At 43.0% G+C, this 18,039-nt stretch carries 10 protein-coding genes and 1 pseudogene; 8 read left to right on the plus strand and 3 right to left on the minus strand.

Going from position 1 to position 18,039, the window contains the following annotated elements; all coding sequences use genetic code 11:
- From IM507_RS16580 to IM507_RS16595, 4 genes and pseudogenes are all read left to right on the plus strand, one after another.
- Positions 1-597: pseudogene (locus IM507_RS16580) on the plus strand (calcium-binding protein); the annotation flags it as partial.
- 124 nt (positions 598-721) lie between these two features.
- Complete coding sequence (sat, locus tag IM507_RS16585; protein WP_002739877.1) at positions 722-1,891, plus strand: sulfate adenylyltransferase; 1,170 nt, start codon at positions 722-724, stop codon at positions 1,889-1,891.
- Positions 1,888-3,963, plus strand: coding sequence for a caspase family protein (locus tag IM507_RS16590; protein ID WP_287637363.1), 2,076 nt, complete (start codon positions 1,888-1,890; stop codon positions 3,961-3,963). Before sat ends, IM507_RS16590 begins: the two co-directional genes overlap by 4 nt.
- A gap of 76 nt (positions 3,964-4,039) precedes the next feature.
- Positions 4,040-5,680, plus strand: a complete 1,641-nt coding sequence (locus tag IM507_RS16595) for a DUF6930 domain-containing protein (RefSeq protein WP_069475623.1) — start codon at positions 4,040-4,042, stop codon at positions 5,678-5,680.
- A 212-nt stretch (positions 5,681-5,892) separates the two neighbouring features.
- Here IM507_RS16595 and IM507_RS16600 read toward each other — a convergent pair whose 3' ends face one another.
- Positions 5,893-8,985 carry a Calx-beta domain-containing protein gene (locus tag IM507_RS16600; protein WP_152416255.1) on the minus strand — a complete coding sequence of 1,031 codons (3,093 nt, stop codon included), beginning with the start codon at positions 8,983-8,985 and terminating at the stop codon, positions 5,893-5,895.
- A 255-nt stretch (positions 8,986-9,240) separates the two neighbouring features.
- Positions 9,241-9,660, minus strand: coding sequence for a hypothetical protein (locus IM507_RS16605; RefSeq protein WP_287637364.1), 420 nt, complete (start codon positions 9,658-9,660; stop codon positions 9,241-9,243).
- Between the two features lie 492 nt (positions 9,661-10,152).
- Between IM507_RS16605 and msrA the strand changes: the two genes are divergently transcribed.
- Positions 10,153-10,815, plus strand: a complete 663-nt coding sequence (gene msrA / locus IM507_RS16610; RefSeq protein ID WP_069475620.1) for a peptide-methionine (S)-S-oxide reductase MsrA — start codon at positions 10,153-10,155, stop codon at positions 10,813-10,815.
- A gap of 163 nt (positions 10,816-10,978) precedes the next feature.
- Here msrA and IM507_RS16615 read toward each other — a convergent pair whose 3' ends face one another.
- A complete protein-coding gene (locus IM507_RS16615) occupies positions 10,979-13,378 on the minus strand; it encodes an FHA domain-containing protein (protein WP_069475619.1) in 2,400 nt (799 codons plus the stop codon).
- Positions 13,379-13,574: 196 nt separating this feature from the next.
- On the opposite strand from IM507_RS16615, the gene sir reads away from it, so the two are divergent.
- The 3 genes from sir (at position 13,575) to IM507_RS16630 (ending at position 17,983) form a co-directional block, all read left to right on the plus strand.
- Positions 13,575-15,512 (plus strand): sulfite reductase, ferredoxin dependent, encoded by a 1,938-nt coding sequence (sir, locus tag IM507_RS16620; protein WP_287637365.1) that lies wholly within the window; start codon positions 13,575-13,577, stop codon positions 15,510-15,512.
- A 129-nt stretch (positions 15,513-15,641) separates the two neighbouring features.
- Positions 15,642-16,901, plus strand: a complete 1,260-nt coding sequence (locus tag IM507_RS16625) for a DUF262 domain-containing protein (RefSeq protein ID WP_069475617.1) — start codon at positions 15,642-15,644, stop codon at positions 16,899-16,901.
- A 2-nt stretch (positions 16,902-16,903) separates the two neighbouring features.
- A complete protein-coding gene (locus IM507_RS16630; RefSeq protein ID WP_069475616.1) occupies positions 16,904-17,983 on the plus strand; it encodes an MAE_28990/MAE_18760 family HEPN-like nuclease in 1,080 nt (359 codons plus the stop codon).
- Positions 17,984-18,039: the final 56 nt, after the last annotated feature.

Consider the following 18,039-nt stretch of genomic DNA (forward strand, 5'->3'; position numbering starts at 1 on the left):
ATCAATCTCTCCACGGGTGCGGCTTCTGTTTTTGGTCCTTTTCCCACCATCAATCGGACTTTTCTCAATTTTGATGATGTCATCGGGACTAGCGGCAATGATACAATTATTGGCGATTTTCAAGCCAACATTCTCAACGGTAGTAGCGGGGATGATGTAATCAGTGCTGGTGGCGGTAACGATACTCTTGTGGGTGGTGCTGGGGCAGATACTCTCACTGGAGGAACAGGGACTAACACTTACATCTACAATTCGCCTTCTGAAGGAGCAGATTTGATCACTGATTTTATCTCTATTGATCGAATTCACTTAAGATCTTCTGGTTTTGCGGGATTATCTCGCGGTAGCCTCTCGGCTCGTCGCTACGGTGAAGGTAACTCCCTGGTTGCTGCCGCCGCTGCCGCCCTTTCTGCTGGGGCATCCTCTAATGCAGCAATTTTGGGTGTTGGCACGGCTGCTGGGGTACAGGTGTGGTACACCAATAATGCTTTTGATACCACCGTATTCGGTACAGGTGCTAACCTTCTGGCCACCTTAAGTTCTACCTCTACCACTCTGGCCACAGTCAACCAAAGCAACTTCAGTGTAATTGCCTAATATCTAAATTTTTCAATCTAAGGTAAGAGCTTGTACTGTTTCAGTACAAGCCTTTTTATTGGAATCCCATAGAGCTTTAACCAACTTCTGATAGGATAAACCGTGACAATGTAAAGAAATTTTTATGACTGTACTGACCGAAGGAATCGCGCCCCACGGTGGGCAATTAATTAATCGTATTGCTACCGCTGCCGAAAAAGCCGAATTTCTGGCCCTAGCTGAAAAACTACCGCGAGTTTCCTTAGATGAACGAGCGCTCTCGGATTTAGTTATGATTGCTATTGGTGGTTTCAGTCCCCTCAAAGGCTTTATGGAACAGGACGACTACGAAAAAGTCGTCGATGATATGCGTCTAATCAATGGTTTACCCTGGGCAATTCCCGTGACTCTTTCCGTTAGCGAAGAAGTGGCGGATCCCCTCAAAGAAGGCAACTGGATTCGTTTAGATGACAGCGAAGGCAACTTTGTCGGAGTCCTAGAACTAACCCAAAAATACCGTTACAATAAGGCCCACGAAGCAGTTAACGTCTATCGTACCGACGACCAGAAACACCCCGGGGTAAAAGTCCTCTACGAACAGGGAGAAATTAACCTCGCAGGTCCGATTTGGTTACTTCAGCGCGATCCTCATCCCCAGTTTCCCAAATATCAGATCGATCCTCTGCAATCGCGCAAAATGTTCCACGAAAAAGCTTGGAAAACCATTGTCGGTTTCCAAACCCGTAATCCCATCCACCGGGCCCACGAATACATTCAAAAATGCGCCCTAGAAGTGGTAGATGGTTTATTCTTGCATCCCCTTGTCGGCGCTACCAAAAGCGATGATGTACCGGCCGATGTGCGGATGCGTTGCTATGAGATCATGATGGATAAATACTTCCCCCAAGATCGCGTTATTCTAGCTATCAACCCCTCAGCTATGCGTTATGCGGGCCCCCGGGAAGCAATTTTCCACGCTATTATCCGTAAAAACTACGGTTGTACCCATTTTATCGTCGGTCGTGACCATGCCGGAGTCGGGGACTACTACGGAACCTACGATGCTCAGTATATCTTTGATGAGTTCGAGCCTGGGGAATTGGGAATCGTGCCAATGAAGTTTGAACACGCTTTCTACTGTACCCGCACTTCGGGAATGGCAACCACCAAAACTAGCCCCAGTTTACCGGAAGAAAGAATCCACCTTTCGGGAACCAAAGTCCGGGAACTGCTGCGTAAAGGAGAATTACCACCTCCGGAATTCTCCCGTCCAGAAGTGGCTGCCGAATTAATCCGGGCTATGCAAGGATCATGAACATAACTAGGCGAGAATTGATCCAGCAGACAGGTTGGGGGTTGCTGACTTTGGCGATTAGTCAAGGGACAGTTAACCGTCATTTGGCTGCTCTCGCCGCCCCTAATCCCCGAAAATTGGCTCTTTTAGTCGGTATTGACCAGTATGGGGCGAATATTCCGCCGCTGCCCGGCTGTCTTACCGATGTGGAGTTACAAAAAGACCTTCTCCGTTATCGTTTTGGTTTTCAGGATGCTGATATAGTGACTTTAACGGGACAAAAAGCCAGTGGAGAAGCGATCAAATCGGCTTTTTTAGAACACCTGATCGCCCAAGCCAGGTTGGGGGATGTGGTCATTTTTCACTTTAGCGGTTATGGCAGTCTTGGGGACCGAAAAGAGGTTTTTATTACTGCTGATGGGGCAGAAAATGCTTTACTTAAGGAAAATATCCTGCTGATGGCTCGCTGTCTAGCTACGGATAAGTTTAGCTTGGTTTTTGATAGTAGTCATCTCCCCCAACCTCAGCCCTATCTCGGTAATCTCCGCGTTCGTTCCTATCCCGAAAGCCTTACTAATCTTAACCCCGCCGAGTTAACTTTCGCTGCCGATATTAAAACCCGTTTTAACCTCAAAAATAAGCCTAGTAACGGCGTTATTCTCGCTGCCGCTAAACCGGAGCAAATCGCCCTGGAATTGAGCGGTAATAGCCCCAATGCTGGCTTATTCACCTATGATCTCACCCAGTATCTCTGGCAAGCTTGCCCCAGTCCGACAATTGCGATCGCTTTTCCCCATCTCCGTAATCTCGTCGCTAGTCACAGCAGTCAACAACAGCAACCGGCAATCCTGACCAGTAATCAAAAAAATAATTCTGCCCCGCCCTATCATACAACGTCAGAAACGTCAAGGGGTGGGGCGGCAATTGTTACAAATCTTATTGATGAACGCACCCTAGAAGTCAATCTGGTGGGCCTGCCCTTAGAAATCCTGGAAAATTACGGAATTAACTCCTGTTTGAGCTTTATTGAGGCGACTGGGGAGGAAATCAGCCTACAAATTCTCTCCCGTCAGGGTTTAAAAGCGAAAGCGCAATTATTATCCCCGGCTGCTTCCCTAGAAATAGGACAGATTCTACAGGAAAAATTGCGGGTTTTTCCCAGTCAAATCGGTTTAATCGTCGGTTTGGATAGTAATTTAACCCGGATTGAACGGGTAGATGCCACCAGCACCTTTGCCGGTTTGCCCGATGTGGCCGCCGTGGTTAACATTGGTGAACAAACGGTAGATTGTCTCTTAAGTCGAGTTGGTAGCGAAGAAACTGGCAATTATCAGTTATTATCTGCCAATGGCTCCCTAATTATCGGTAGTTTAGGGGCGGCCAACGAAGCAATTAAATCAGGAATCAAACGACTGCAATCCCAACTAGAAACCCTGCTGGCCTGCAAATTGTGGCACTTGTTGATCAATCAAGAATCCTCTGGTTTAGCCGTCATTGTCACCCTAGAAAGCCTCGATCAAACCTATATCTCCACGGTACAAACCCAAAAAATTGTGGGTAGCAGGGGGACTAATACCGCTAAAAATGACTTAATTCTGCCCGTCGGGACGGAAATTCGCTATCAAATTGAGAATCAAGAAGAACAACCCCTCTACGCAATGATCCTTGTCCTCAACAGCGATCGCCAACCGCTTTTATACTGTTCCCGTCCGGAAAACCCCGATAATTTCAGCAATTCTAGCCCATTAGCCCCCTTTGTCGTGGCGGCCAAAACCAAGGCCACCATCCCCAATTCCGGCCAAGGGCATTGGAAAATTAGTCAACCCAAGGGCATCAGAGAGAATATACTGATCCTCAGTCGCCATCCTTTCCCGAAAACCTTGACCCTTCTCAATGCCACTCAAAGCCTCAAGGGAGAAGCCAGCCCACTGCTCACCCTGACTAACCCCCTAGAAATAGCCAGAGCTTTCTGGACCGATCTAAAATTAGATTTAGGCTTAAAAATGGATAATTCTGGCAGTGTAATTGATGAATACGCCTTTGATCTGGGAACTTGGTCAGGTTTCCGGTTTATCTATCAGGTTATGGACTAAATCGATAGAATAATTCTTATGGAATCCTTGAAAAGAAAAGGTTAAAATCCTAACACAGCTACCCCTAAATTTCCCGATGAATCTTCTGCCCCGGACGACCCAAAGCCGCCTCAAAAAAATCCCACAAATTCCCAGCGTTTGGGAAGGAGATCGTCGTGCTTTATCCTTATCCGAGAGAATGCCCCGGGCCACCCTAGAACCAAATCAAGAAAGCGGTGGCGAGTGCGTGATCTGGGTGGACGGCAGCGAGGGCTGTGTACGCGCTATGGAAGTAGTTTCCCCCGAAACCGGACCAGAGGCCATGGTGAGAACCTTAATCCGCGCCATCGAAACACCGCAAAGTCCCGCCCGGCCAGCGAGACCGAAAAAAATTATCGTCCGCGATCGAGAAACACAGTTTTTTCTGCGTGGGGTACTACAAGATCTCGATATCACCATCGATTATGTCCCCAATTTGCCCCTGATCGATGATCTCTTTCGTGGGTTCGAGGAGTTCCAAAATAACCGTCCCCCGGCAATTCCCCCCGCTTGGCAGTCCGCTTTAGTGAAAACTGCTCACGAAATTTGGAAAGCTGAACCCTGGTCCTCTTTGGCTGATTACGATATCTTGGAAATTAAGATCGATCGCCCCGATTTCCCGAATCTTTACGCCTGTATCATGGGAATGCTCGGTCGGGAATACGGAGTCATTCTCTATCGTTCCCTAGTATCCCTCAAACAATTCCGGCAGGCCGCTTTAGAAGAAAAATCGATGGAAAGATTAGAAAAAGCCTTTCTTTCCCAAGATTGCTGGTTTTTAAGCTACGAATTGGCCGATGATGATGAGGACGATGATGAGGATGACTACGATCTGGCCTCGGCTGCCCCTTCCCAGATTCATCCAGTTTTCGGCAGCGTGCATCCCTACGAAGGTATTCGCCCCTACTTGGATGAAGAAGAAGCCATCACGGTATATTTGGCTTTAATAGCTCTGTTGCGCTTTTTTAAAGGCAATCAATCCGCTTTATCCGAAGAACCGATCGGAGAATTACAGCGTCGTTTTCGCATTCCCCTCGATCCCGAACAAGCAAAAGGGGAAACCGTGGCCGTGACGGTGGCTACGATGCCCGATCTATGTGCGGAATTTATGCAACTCTTAGAGGAGGAGGACGACGATGAGGATGATGATGAGGAAGAATCCGTACTCAAGGAAAATCTAGTCCCTGATAATGCACATCTGAGTCTGGGAATGGTTCCCTGGCAATTATTAGATAAAATTCGCAGTCGTCCGAAAATCCATTATCAACCCCAATCCGTACCCACAAAAGGGGAGGGTTTCCCCGTGGTGATGATCCAGACCTCCCGACCGAAAGCCAAGGAAATTATCGAAAAAATCGAACAAGCTGGCGGTTTGGAGGCTATTGGTTTTAACCCCGGCGAAGATCCCCTAGAAGATACCCGTTATGATCTGGGGATTCTGAAAATGGCTAATGGGGACCTCTATCTCTTTGGGGAATTCGAGCAAGATGATCCCGACCACCGTAATGCTCGCCGCAATTGGCAAAAACGCATCAAAAATACCGAGGGTTATTGTGGTTTGATTATTGCCATGGGGGTAACGGGTTCCTCCTGCGGTAATCCCCAATTAAACGATATGTTAGCCCTCTACGAGGCAAAATCGATCGATAGTAAAGATTTAGACTTGGGAGTTTTGACTCTTATGCCTCACTTTGGTTAATTTTAACGGAGGCAGGGGGCAGAGGGCAGGCTTCGGGCATTACCCAAGCGCCTAAGAGAAGTTGTATCCCTAACAATGGAACAATCAAACTAGGGTCCCTGTGAGGTGAAAGTCTCATGCACGGTTCTGAAGGGGGGGGGATGGAGGCGACTCCATTCCCGACCCCTAACACGCCAGCTTGAGAATATTCTTGTCACCCCATCAGGAATCCACTAAACAAAGAAGTTGGAAACAGGGATATTACCGAGAGCGGGTAATGTGCCGATAATGCCTGTAACGTTAACCAGTAAGTCATTGGCACTTTGGAAACCAGCAACATTATCATTGACAATAATATAGTTTCCGGCTATCCCAGCAGTGGTTACTTGGACCAGGGCCGCGCCATTAATACCAAGTGCTTGGTTTCCAGCTAAGGCACCATTGGCATCGGTAAAAACAGCATTCACGACATTGGTTAAAGTGGTAGCCGCAGAATTGGCAGCACGACTAAAGGCAGCGGGGGCAGGCAGCACACCTCCTGTGGCACTGAGCAAATCAATTTTGTCGGAGTTGATCGCAAAATCAGTGATCCGGTCAGGGTTAGCGACAGTAGATTGGGAAAATTGGAAGAGGAAGACATCGTTTCCTGCTCCCCCCGTCAAGGTATCGAGTCCAGCACCACCATTAAGGGTATCATTGCCCCCAGAACCGTTGAGAAGGTTATTGGCCGTGTTGCCCGTGATCACGTTATTACCTGCGTTACCAGTACCGTTAATGGCGGCTGCTCCCGTCAGTGTCAGGTTTTCCACATTTGCGGGTAAAGTCGTGGTGACAGCGGCTGTGAGAGTATCGGTTATCGTCGTGGTAGCTGCCGTCTGCGTACCAAGAGCAGCATTAGTAGGGGAAGACAGAGTTAGAGTAAAGGTCTCATCTGCTTCATTAAGGGAATCATTGAGAATGGGAATATTGATGACTTGACTAGTAACATTAGGGGCAAAGGTTAGAGTTCCAATGGTGTCGGTGTAATCCGATCCCGCGGTTGCTGTACCGTTAGCAGTAGCATAGTTAACGCTGACGGTTTGGTTGCTTGCTTGGGAAAGAGTGACGGTGTAGGGGGCATTTTGAGAAGTGGTCAAACCCTCAACAATGGTCTGACTCCTGGGGTTAAGTGTAATCGTGGGTAATTGATAGTTGCCAAAATTAACATCAGTCAATTTTTCCCCTACTTTCAAGATCAAAGCGTAGGGGGTGCTAGGGGAGGTTTGGAGCCAGCCTGTTTGATTCACTTCTCGGATGGCATATTCTCCCGGTCCCAAGTTGGTAAAGCTGTATTTGCCGTTAGCGTCAGTAACTGTGGAAAGTTCCCAAGGATCTAGTGTTCCATTGGCAACACTATCAATGTAAATTGTCCAACCGGCTAGGGCTTTTTCACCTGCATCCCAGATGCCATTGGCATTTAAATCTTCCCATTTACTGCCTTCGATGCTTCCAAGTGGAGCTGCGCTTTGAAGTAGAGTTGCTATGTTTCCATTTTGAAATTCACTTTGCAGTGCCAAGTCCGCTGCCTGCTTTGCTCCCAGCAAGAAGGTTTTATCCCCCGTCACCAGAAAATCAAAAGCCGCCCCATTCAAAAACGCACCTTCCACAATACCAAATTCTCGTGCTATTGCGAAGGCGTTTGCCACTGCGTCGGGATTTTCTTTCGCTAGGGTTTCTAAGGAAATAAACTCCTTGGGAAAAGGGACAGGCTCGGGATCAGGTGTAGGCTCTATAATATCTATCGGTGAAATATCTATAGATGATACAGTTGTGGACTTGGTCAATGTAGTCAAAAATGTGGTTGTTTGAAACAGAGATTCGCCCTTGCCAACTCGCCAACTGTCGGCAAACGTTGTATGTATTGTTTGAACAGAGGGATTAGGACCTAAGTTTGTGCCATCACGCAGAGCAAAATCATTGCTGCTATCACCATCGCCATTACCTAAAAGCCCTTGTAGCGAGCCAGCGCGATCATCAGAAGGATTGACAAAAACATCAACGTAGCTTCCATTGTCCGAGGCGATGACGACATCGTTGTCCTCGGCTGTGGAGAAATTACCGTCTAGTCCGGCATAGGTGAAGGTGTACTGATTCCCTGATCGCTGGATTCTCGTGTTACCAAACAATGCACTGCCGCCACTGCTTAGATTATACGTTGCTCCATCAACTTTTAATTCTTGGCCAATGGCAAGCTCTGAATCATAAACAAAAGTTTTGCCGTCTAGTCTGATCGCAAAGGCTGTATTAACAGAAACTTGAGCACCTGTGTACCAAGGTTTTTGAACGGTTTGCACTTGAAAATCATCAGTTAGAGACTTGACATAAATGAACGTTCCAACTGCTTGCAAATCATAGGGTTTGCCATCAAAGGTAGAAAGATGCACATCACCCCAGCCGTGGCCTTGACCAACTACCGGGCGGGAGGTAAAAAAGATCGAGAAATCTTGACCTGTAGAAACCGGAGCAGAGCCGAGTGTACCATTAACGAAAACATTAAAACTGGTGTCCCACGGGGAAATACTCCACGATGGAAGATAAATTTGCTCTATGTACTCTACAGCACCAGCGCCAGTGATCAAATCCACGCCAGCGCCACCAGCAACAGCGTCAGTGCCGACAAAGCTAGACCCACCAAACCATGCGGCATTAAACGCAGTATAAATCGTGCCTGTGGTCGTTCCTTGTAGATAAACATCTAAGTTGGCGTCTGTATCAGTAGTGCTAGGTGTTCCCGTCCAGACCAAGGTAACTTTAGCAGATGAACTGGGACGGCGAGATATCCTGCCCAGGTTTACCGATATGCCCCGGAATGTATCTTCTGCTAGAAAATAGCTTAGAGATAGGTTGCCAAAACTTGCGTTTCCTAGGGCTTCTGCAAAGGTAAATGCACTAGGGTTTAAGCTATTTATAGGAACAAATGGACTGGTATTGGCTATATCTGTTGGTTCCCAGAGATTTGGATTCACTGAGCCAAAGCCATTTTGTGATGTGTGTATAAGTAACCCTTTTTCTGTGGAATCAAGAGTTCTAATAACGGTATCGTTTACGGCAGCAGTATATGGGGCTACGGAGTTAACGCCACCAAGTGAATTGCCTGCGATCGGTGTGTAAGGTGTATTGGTCGTCCAAGTGGCTGAGAAAAGTATATCTTTAAAGCGAGATCTGAAGTTAGGAGACCAGAGTGGTGAAAATGCAGTTTTTGCATTTTCATAGAGAAAGTTATCTTTATTGTCTTGAACCATTAATAGGTTTTGAGACCACAACAAATTCAATGGTGTAATAGGCATAGTGGTAAAAGTCTTGAACGCTTCATACACCATATCTTAATCATTCGCTTGCGCCAAATCAATAAGCAAAAATACTGAATTATCTGTAGCAGAAATGTTGAATTTGTACATAAAACTTTACATACAAACTAATGAGAACAGGCGTTCGCTTAGAGAGATTAAATTTCCCTCTTGGGATAAAATTAAGTTAACATAGCGCAGTTTATTAAGTAAAGTATTCCCATATATTTGAGGAATTTGCCTAAACTGTAAAATCTAATATACGATTAATATAGAACCAGTTTCAGTATCTAGGAGCATCACTAATTTCATCTGATGATAGGCCGACATCCAAAACAATTTGCTGGTCAAAGTCGAGCGAAGTGGACTCTGATCTAAGCCGAAAAGTCGAGACGTTGAATCGATAGCATATATTAGTTCGTGATTTAAGCTTAAATAAATCTGATTAAATGCTTGATAATCTCGGTTTTTACTGGCTTTAGAGAAAGTAGATAAGTCCACAGCTATCCCTTGATGATTTAGTCGAAAAAACAAATCTCGTAAGCTGCCGAGACTTTTATCGAAAATTAGATGAAGCCAGATAAGTACAAAGAGCCTTGTATTGAGAACGGGATAGTCATTTTTCGGTAGTCTTTTTAAGATTGTCTTGACAATTCCCGCAAAAGGCTTTAGCATCATGATAATAATAATTATCAGTTAGATGCGACTATAATATCATATTTTAGCTGCTTTTTTGCTTTATTAAGCTATCATTCAACAGTTCTGTATTTCTGTATGGGGGAAGTCCAGTTATTAAACTGGGCTGTTGGTGATTTGAGAGATGAATCTTCTTTTCTGGTATTTTTAAAACCTAGAGCCAAACTAACTTTTGCATCTGATGCACAGTTGGCATTCATACCTTGATTCAGCAACGCCTTAACTTGTACAAGTGTATGAACAGATGCCTGTAAGCATCCCACCGAAAAACTAATACGCTCTGGGGTTGGGATGGAGTGATAAAATCGGAAATAACGCCCAGTTTTAGCCGAGAGTTTCCCTTTAAAAATCACAACTCAGTAGATTGACAAAAATTGAGCTGCAGCCTCAGTTCTGATCACCGATCACTGAAATCCCTAAAATTAAGCGATAATGTAAAGTAAAGTCAAACTTTCTGGACAAATTCTTATTATGGTGTTATTCGGATTCGGAAAAAAAGTAACTTTGCCCACAGCAAGGGAAGCACTACCCGGGCGATCGGAAAAAATGCCCGTACCTAGCACCCACTACGTTAACGGTCATCCTTTGCAGCCCCCCTTCCCTGGCGGTATGGAAAGCGCAATGTTCGGTTTAGGCTGTTTTTGGGGAGCAGAGCGCAAATTTTGGCAATTAGAAGGTGTTTACACCACGGCCGTAGGTTATGCGGCTGGTATCACCCATAATCCCACCTATCAGGAAGTGTGTACCGGCATGACTGGACATAATGAAGTGGTCTTAGTGGTCTATGATCCCAGTGTGATTTCCTACGAACAACTGTTAAAGGTTTTCTGGGAAAGTCATAATCCCACCCAAGGAATGCGTCAGGGTAATGATACGGGAACTCAGTATCGATCGGGTATCTATACCTATAGTCCCCAGCAAAAGCAATTAGCGGAAAAATCTCGATCGATCTATCAAGAAGCTCTCAATAAAGCGGGCCATGGTCAAATTACCACGGAAATTATCGACGCACCTGAATTTTATTATGCTGAAGTTTATCATCAGCAGTATTTAGCGAAAAACCCCGGCGGTTACTGCGGTTTAGGGGGAACGAAAGTGGAATGTCCGATCGCTCTTGATCTGAAGTTAAATTAAGTAGGGTTAGGAGTCAGTTATCAGTTATCAGTTATCAGTTATAATTTAGAATGTAGGTTCGGTTGAAGCATGAAACCCAACCCCCGATTATGTTACGCTACCGCTAACCCATCCTACCAATAATTGTGCCTCCCTACTTATCATTTATCATTCATAATTTAGATCATAAAATATCTTTTCTTTTTTGCAACCAATAGGTAAGGAGAAAATAAATAAGGGAATGAAGAATTAAAACTCCCCAATTCAATAACAAATTATTGATAGATAATTGATAAACTTGATTGACATCCTCAAAGGGTAAAGGGATATTAAAAGTATTTTGTTCTTTCGCTTCTGCAATCATAGCTTCCACCTCTACTAATACCCCGTAGGCAGCAATTGACCAGCGACTAATCATCAACCATGATAGATATTTCCCCAGACCTTCTAAGCTAAATAATACCCCAGCAAAGATAATCTGAGGGATTAAAATTAAAGGTAAGGCGCTATTTGCTTGGGTGATGTTATTAACCCCAGCAGAAATTAATAAACCGAGATTAATCGCCGCAAATATAGTTAAAAATGTGGTAATAAAACAACCAATTAACCAGGTCATTAATTCCGGTTGCGGGTCAGTAAATCCCCAAAATATCACGCAGGTAATTACAATTGTTTGCAGAAAAACTAAGGCTGCTAAAACCAGAATTTTTGAGAATAAATAGGGTAATAATCCCAGATTAACTAATCTTTCTCGCTGATAAATGGCTGATTCTTTGACAATTTCCTGTAGGGAACAGGCAAAACCTACCCACAATTCCGCGCAGGTAAAAACAAAGAGAGTTTTTAAGGCTAAAGTTGCCGATTCGATAGCCTGATCAAAACTGGGATTATCTCTCAAAAATAAAGGATCTTTGTCCCCTAAAACCATGGCCATTAAAAAAATTCCGATCGGGGCGGTTAATAGGTATAAAATTAAACTAAATTGATCACGGATAATTAACTGGCTATAGCGTTGACATAAAACCTGTAGTTGCGACCAAAAAGATTGTTGAACCTGTTGCGGTTTACTATGATTTTGCTGAAATATTTTACCGATTCTTGCTTCAATATTATTTTTGTAGTAGTCGGATTTTTGGAAACGTTGGCATTCTTGCTCAACTTTTTCGCTAGTTTCCAGATGAATATAAATATCGGCAAAATCCCCCTGAGGTAAAGAGAAAAAATTTAAGGCCTCCCCCGGAGAACCAAAATAACATAAATTGCCCCCTTGACCGAGAAAAACTAATCGATCGCAGAGATTGATATTATTAGTAGCATGGGTGACTAGGAGAATTGTTCTGCCTTCTTTGGCCAATTTTGCCAGCAATTCCATCATCTTTTTATCTAAACCGGGGTCTAATCCCGAGGTGGGTTCATCTAAAAAGAATAATTTGGGATTAGCTAATAATTCTACCGCAATACTCACCCTTTTTAATTGACCACCGCTTAAGTCTTTGACTAAAGTATTTCTTCTTTCTAATAATTCCACCTGCTGCAGGGTTTTCTCGATCACTTCTTGGCAATTAATATCCGGAGGTAGCCTTAATTTAGAAGCGTAATATAACACTTCTCCCACGGTTAAATCCCTGTGAACGATATCGTATTGGGGAACATAACCGATTTGGGTGCGATAGATATTAAAATTCTGGCGCAGCTCTTCCCCATTCAGATAAACAGTTCCCGAGGTGGTGGGTTCAATTCCTAATAAAGTCTTTAAGAAAGTCGATTTTCCCGCACCACTTCCCCCGACAATTGCCACTAATTGACTCGGTTCGATCGGTAAGGAGATATGATTGAGAATTATCAAAGGTCGTTTCTTTTTATCCCGCACCATCCTGACGATATTTTCGGCATCCAGACGGATATTATCCCCTGTATCTAATAAAACCAATTCATCTCCCTGCAAACGAAAACTATAGGGTCCGATTCTCACCGTACAACCGTTGGCTAAAATGGCACTACCCGATACTTTTTGTCCGTCGATAAAGACTCCATTAGTGCTTTTGTCGTGGAGAATATAACGATTTTGGTTATCGCTATCGATAATCGCGTGTTGTCGGGAAATTGTCGGAGCGTCTAAAACCACAGTGGCAGCATTATCTCGTCCTAAAACTACACTGCGATTGCTTAGGGAAACCGATTTAAAAGCTAAAGGTGGGCTTTTTACCTGTTGGTTAGGATGATAATAGGTAATCTTGACCGAATTTTTGACATCTTGACCGATATTAATCTCATCCCCATTTCGTAAAAGATAGCCCTCTTTGGGAGTAATGACGCGATTATTGATAAAAAGTTGATTGGAACTAGGATTAGTCCCGTCTCCATCGTAGATATAGTAATCATCTCCCTGACGACGAAAACAAGCTTGGACTCGACTCACCACCGTCCAGTGTTGGGGAACAACTAAATCCACCTGTTGACCATCCCGTCCCAATTTATAATTAGGACGACTCAGATTAATAGAAGGGAGAATTTCTCCCTGATTGTTAAGAATAATGTAGGGTTCTTGACTAATAACCGTTTTAATGTTAAGAGAATTGGTCATAAAAATTTGATCGGTAGATGGCGTTCGCGGGGGACGGTAAGAAGTTAAGATAGAATTAATGTCTCGATCGCTACTGTTAACCTCAGAGTCTGGAACGAACTCTAGAGATCATCTTAGTAAAACTTCTTAGGATCGATCGAGCTTGTCTAAATTCCTATTCCTAAGACCTATCCACAGGTTATCGTGCTGTTAGACGATGGTTACAACTCCTATTTCTCCTACCGCCAAGGTTTCTAAAGTCGAAGGTATCAAAGAACGCAGTAATTATCTACGAGAACCTTTGGCCAGTGAACTCCTCGAAGATACAACCCATTTTACCGATGCGGCGGTGCAGATCCTCAAATTTCACGGTTCCTATCAACAGGATAATCGCGACAATAGAGCCAAAGGTCAAGAAAAAGACTATCAAATGATGTTGCGTACCCGCAGTCCGGGGGGGTTTATTCCCGCGCAACTATATCTTACCCTCGATAGTTTGTCCGATCGCTACGGTAACGGCACTTTACGCGTGACAACTCGCCAAGGCTTCCAATTACACGGCATTTTAAAGAAAAATCTCAAAGCTACCCTCGGGGAAATTATCCGCAGTATGGGATCCACTTTAGCGGCCTGTGGTGATGTTAACCGCAATGTCACTGCACCGCCAGCCCCCTACAAAAATCGCCCCGAATACGGCTATGCTTGGGAATATGCCAATAATATCGCCGATTTGCTCACTCCCCAAACTGGAGCTTACTACGAAATTTGGCTCGATGGCGAAAAAGTGATCAGTGCAGAAGAAGCGCCAGAAGTCAAGACCGCGAGACAAAAAGATACAAATGGGATTAACAAAAACGATCCCATCGAACCGATCTACGGTCAACATTATATGCCCCGTAAGTTCAAGATCGGTGTCACCGTGCCGGGAGACAACTCCATCGATATCTACACCAATGACCTCGGTTTGGTGGTGATTACCGATGCAAACGGGGAATTGCGAGGTTTTAACATCCTTGCGGGGGGTGGACTGGGAAGGACCCACAATAAGGAGGAAACTTTCCCCAGAATGGCCGATGCGATCGGTTATGTGGACAAAGAAGATGTGTACGATCTGGTAAAAGCGATCGTGGCAACTCAAAGAGATTACGGCGATCGCGGCGATCGTCGTCATGCGAGAATGAAATATATCCTCGAAGAATGGGGAGTAGAAAAATTCCGCAGCACTGTTGAGGGTTATTTCGGCCAAAAAATTGCCCCCTACCAACCCCTCCCCGATTGGAAATATCAAGACTTTTTGGGATGGAATGAACAGGGAGACGGAAAATTATTTTTTGGTCTTCATGTGGAGAATGGCCGGGTCAAAAATGAAGGCAGTTTTCAGCTAAAAACCGCTTTAAAAGTGATTATCGAGCGTTTTGAGCTACCCATGCGCTTGACGGCTAACCATAATATCATTCTCTACGAAATTGAACCCAAGGATCAGCAAGCGATCGAGGCGATCCTGAAAGAACACGGAATTATCACTAATCCCGCCGAAATTGACCCTTTAACTCGTTATGCCATGGCCTGTCCCGCTTGGCCCACCTGTGGATTAGCGATTACTGAGTCAGAAAGAATTTTACCCAGCGTGATTGAACGCATTCGCACCCTGCTTAATCGCTTAGGATTAAGCAAAGAGGAATTTGTCATCCGCATGACAGGATGTCCTAATGGCTGCGCGCGTCCCTATATGGCAGAATTAGGATTTGTGGGTAGCGCTCCCAATTCCTACCAACTCTGGTTAGGGGGAACAGCCGATCAAACTCGACTAGCGCGTCCCTATTTGGATAAAATGGCGATCGATGATCTAGAAAAGGTCTTAGAACCGATTTTCGTTTACTTCCAACAGGATCAACAAAATAACGAAACCTTCGGAGAATTCTGTCATCGAGTCAATTTCCCTGCTTTACAAGCATTTTCAGCCACCTACACACCTAAAATGACCGAAACTACTACTACTGAATCAAAACCCAAACGCGTGCGTAAAAATCAAAACCGTGTCAGCGTCCCCGATGATATGTTTGTCCGTCTCAAGGAAGCTTCGGAAACGGAAAAACGGCCGATGAATCAAATCATCAATGAGGCGCTAGAGGCCTATTTTAGCCAAAAATCCTAATCAGTTATCAGTGACCAGTTATCAGTGACCAGTTGCCAATTGAAGAGAATTAACTTTTGAGAGTTATCTGGGAAGATTACCAATAACTCTTGATTCTCGTATATATCCTCAGTCTATGCTTAAAAATGAATGAGGGAAGTCCAGTCATATCAATTTGTACCCCTCTGGTGGGAAATTATGACAATCTCACAAACTAAAACAAATCCTTGGCAAAAGCGTTCCGGAGAGGATGTTAAAAAATTATCAGATAATGAAATTAATGAAAAATATGAACAAGGTGAACGAAGAATACTATTAGAAATGAATCGAGAAAAGTTGCCTAGTTTTGCTGAGTCTTTAAATAAACCTAACTATATGGAAAAGCGTCCTTTCTATCAGAGACGGGATCGCTGGGACGCACAAAAACAATCGAGACTAATTGAATCTTTTTTGATCAATATTCCCGTACCTCCTCTGATTCTCTGTGAAAATTCCTATAACTCCTATGAAGTAATGGATGGTCAACAAAGAATCACAGCAATTGAGAATTTTTATAATAACAAATTAAAATTAACAGGGTTAGAGATCTGGCCTGAATTAGAAGGAAGAACCTATAAAAGTCTTCCTGCAAAAATCAAAGATGGTATCAATCGACGAGCCATTTCAACTATAGTTGTTATTACCGAGTCTCTATCAGACCCAGAGGAAGCTTTATCTTTAAAACAACTGGTTTTTGAACGCCTCAATACAGGAGGTGTACGTTTGAGTCGACAAGAAATAAGAAACTGTCTTTACTCTGGGAAATTCAATGAACTTTTATTAAAGCTTTCTGAGAATACTATTTTTGCTAAAGCTTGGGATATTCCTATTGATGATAAAGAAGAACTTAAAGAAAATGGATTTTATAAAAAGATGGAAGATGTAGAATTAATCCTCCGTTTTTTTGCCCTGAGGGATATTGATCAATATACTGGTAATTTATCTAAATATCTGGATAATTATATGATGAAAAAAAGTCTTAATTTTTCCGACGAGAATATCCAAGAGTTCGAGCAAGTATTTAACCAAACTATAGAGTTAGTATCTAACATTTATCAGGATCAGTTATTTAAGCCTTTCGATAGTAAAACCAAAACACATAAATCGAAAGCTTATAAAGTTTACTATGATGCAGTGATGATCAGTTTCAGCAACCATTTATCTGATTATCAAGAATTAATTACTAGAAAATCAGCAATAATTCAAGAAACTATCAGCTTATTTACTCAAGATTCCCAGGGAATTACTCATCAAGATAAAAAATTAAAAAAAGGACTTTTCACCGGAGAAGGGGATACCAAAGATGATATTAAAGCTCGTATTCAAATTTTTGATTCTCTGATTCAACGAGTTCTTAAGCAGAGTATTTGAGAATGTTTGAAGGACTTTTAAATAACCTAAAGGATGAGATAAAGACCATTCGATCAATAATTAATATCAGTGAAAAACTTAGAGAAATTATTGCGGATAATCCTTCACAACTCAACACAGAAGACTTAAAATATCTTCAAGCAAATGCTCCTTTAGGAGACAAGTGGCTAGTTAACGATCATTGTTCATCTATCACAAGGTTATATGCTCTTTACGAAAATTTTGTCGAAAATCTAGTGGGAGATTGGATTATTTTGCTGCCTCAATTATATAGTTGCTATCAAGATTTACCTGAATCTGTAAGAAATAAGCATCAGACTGGTTGTGCTACATTACTGGGCAATGAAAATAAAAGAAATCGCTTCGATTCTCTTTCAGAGAGGGACATTATCAAAAATTTATTTGATACTGAATACAAAAATACAACTAAATATAATCTCACATCAGCTGCTTTTTTGTTACATGAAGCTAATCTGAGAAAAGATCAATTAACCAGACTTTTAGTCGATGCTGGCATATCTGCAACTGATTCTTGGCAATGGATAGAAAATCATAAAAAAGTTAAGAATTTTATTGACAATAATAGTAGGGGTAGTGTGGAAAATGAATTAAAGAATTTTATAGAACTTCGTAATAATTCTGCTCATGGTAAAGAAATAGATACCGTTCTTAATGCCAATGAGTTACTACAATTATGTGATTTTGTCGAAGCTATATGTCAAGCTATGATTGAATTAGTTCTTTATTGCTTTGTTGATAGGAAGAAAAAGATAGGAAAGCTTCAAAAGCTCGGTGAAATTGTCAATTGGTATCAACAAAAAAAAGCCTGTGCTATCAAAATATCAGATGAGCCACAGGAACCCAATAAAAGACTAGAAGTCGGTAAAAAAGTTTTTTTAGTCAGTGAAAATAAAAAAATATGTCAAAATGCTATTATTGAAAGTATTCAAATTAATAAAAATGGCAAAAATACCCCTCGCCGAAGAATTCCAATCAGAGAGATAAAAGATTCTGAAATAGGCTTAAAATTTGACAAAGAAAGTCAAAAAGGATTAGAAGTTTATTTAGTTATTTCGGAATGATTGAAATGAATATAGCGTTTCTGGTAAAGGTGAATTATAACCAGATTTGGCATCAT

Origin of the sequence: Microcystis sp. M20BS1 (assembly GCF_020245305.1) — a bacterium.
GTDB classification, from domain to species: domain Bacteria; phylum Cyanobacteriota; class Cyanobacteriia; order Cyanobacteriales; family Microcystaceae; genus Microcystis; species Microcystis ichthyoblabe_A.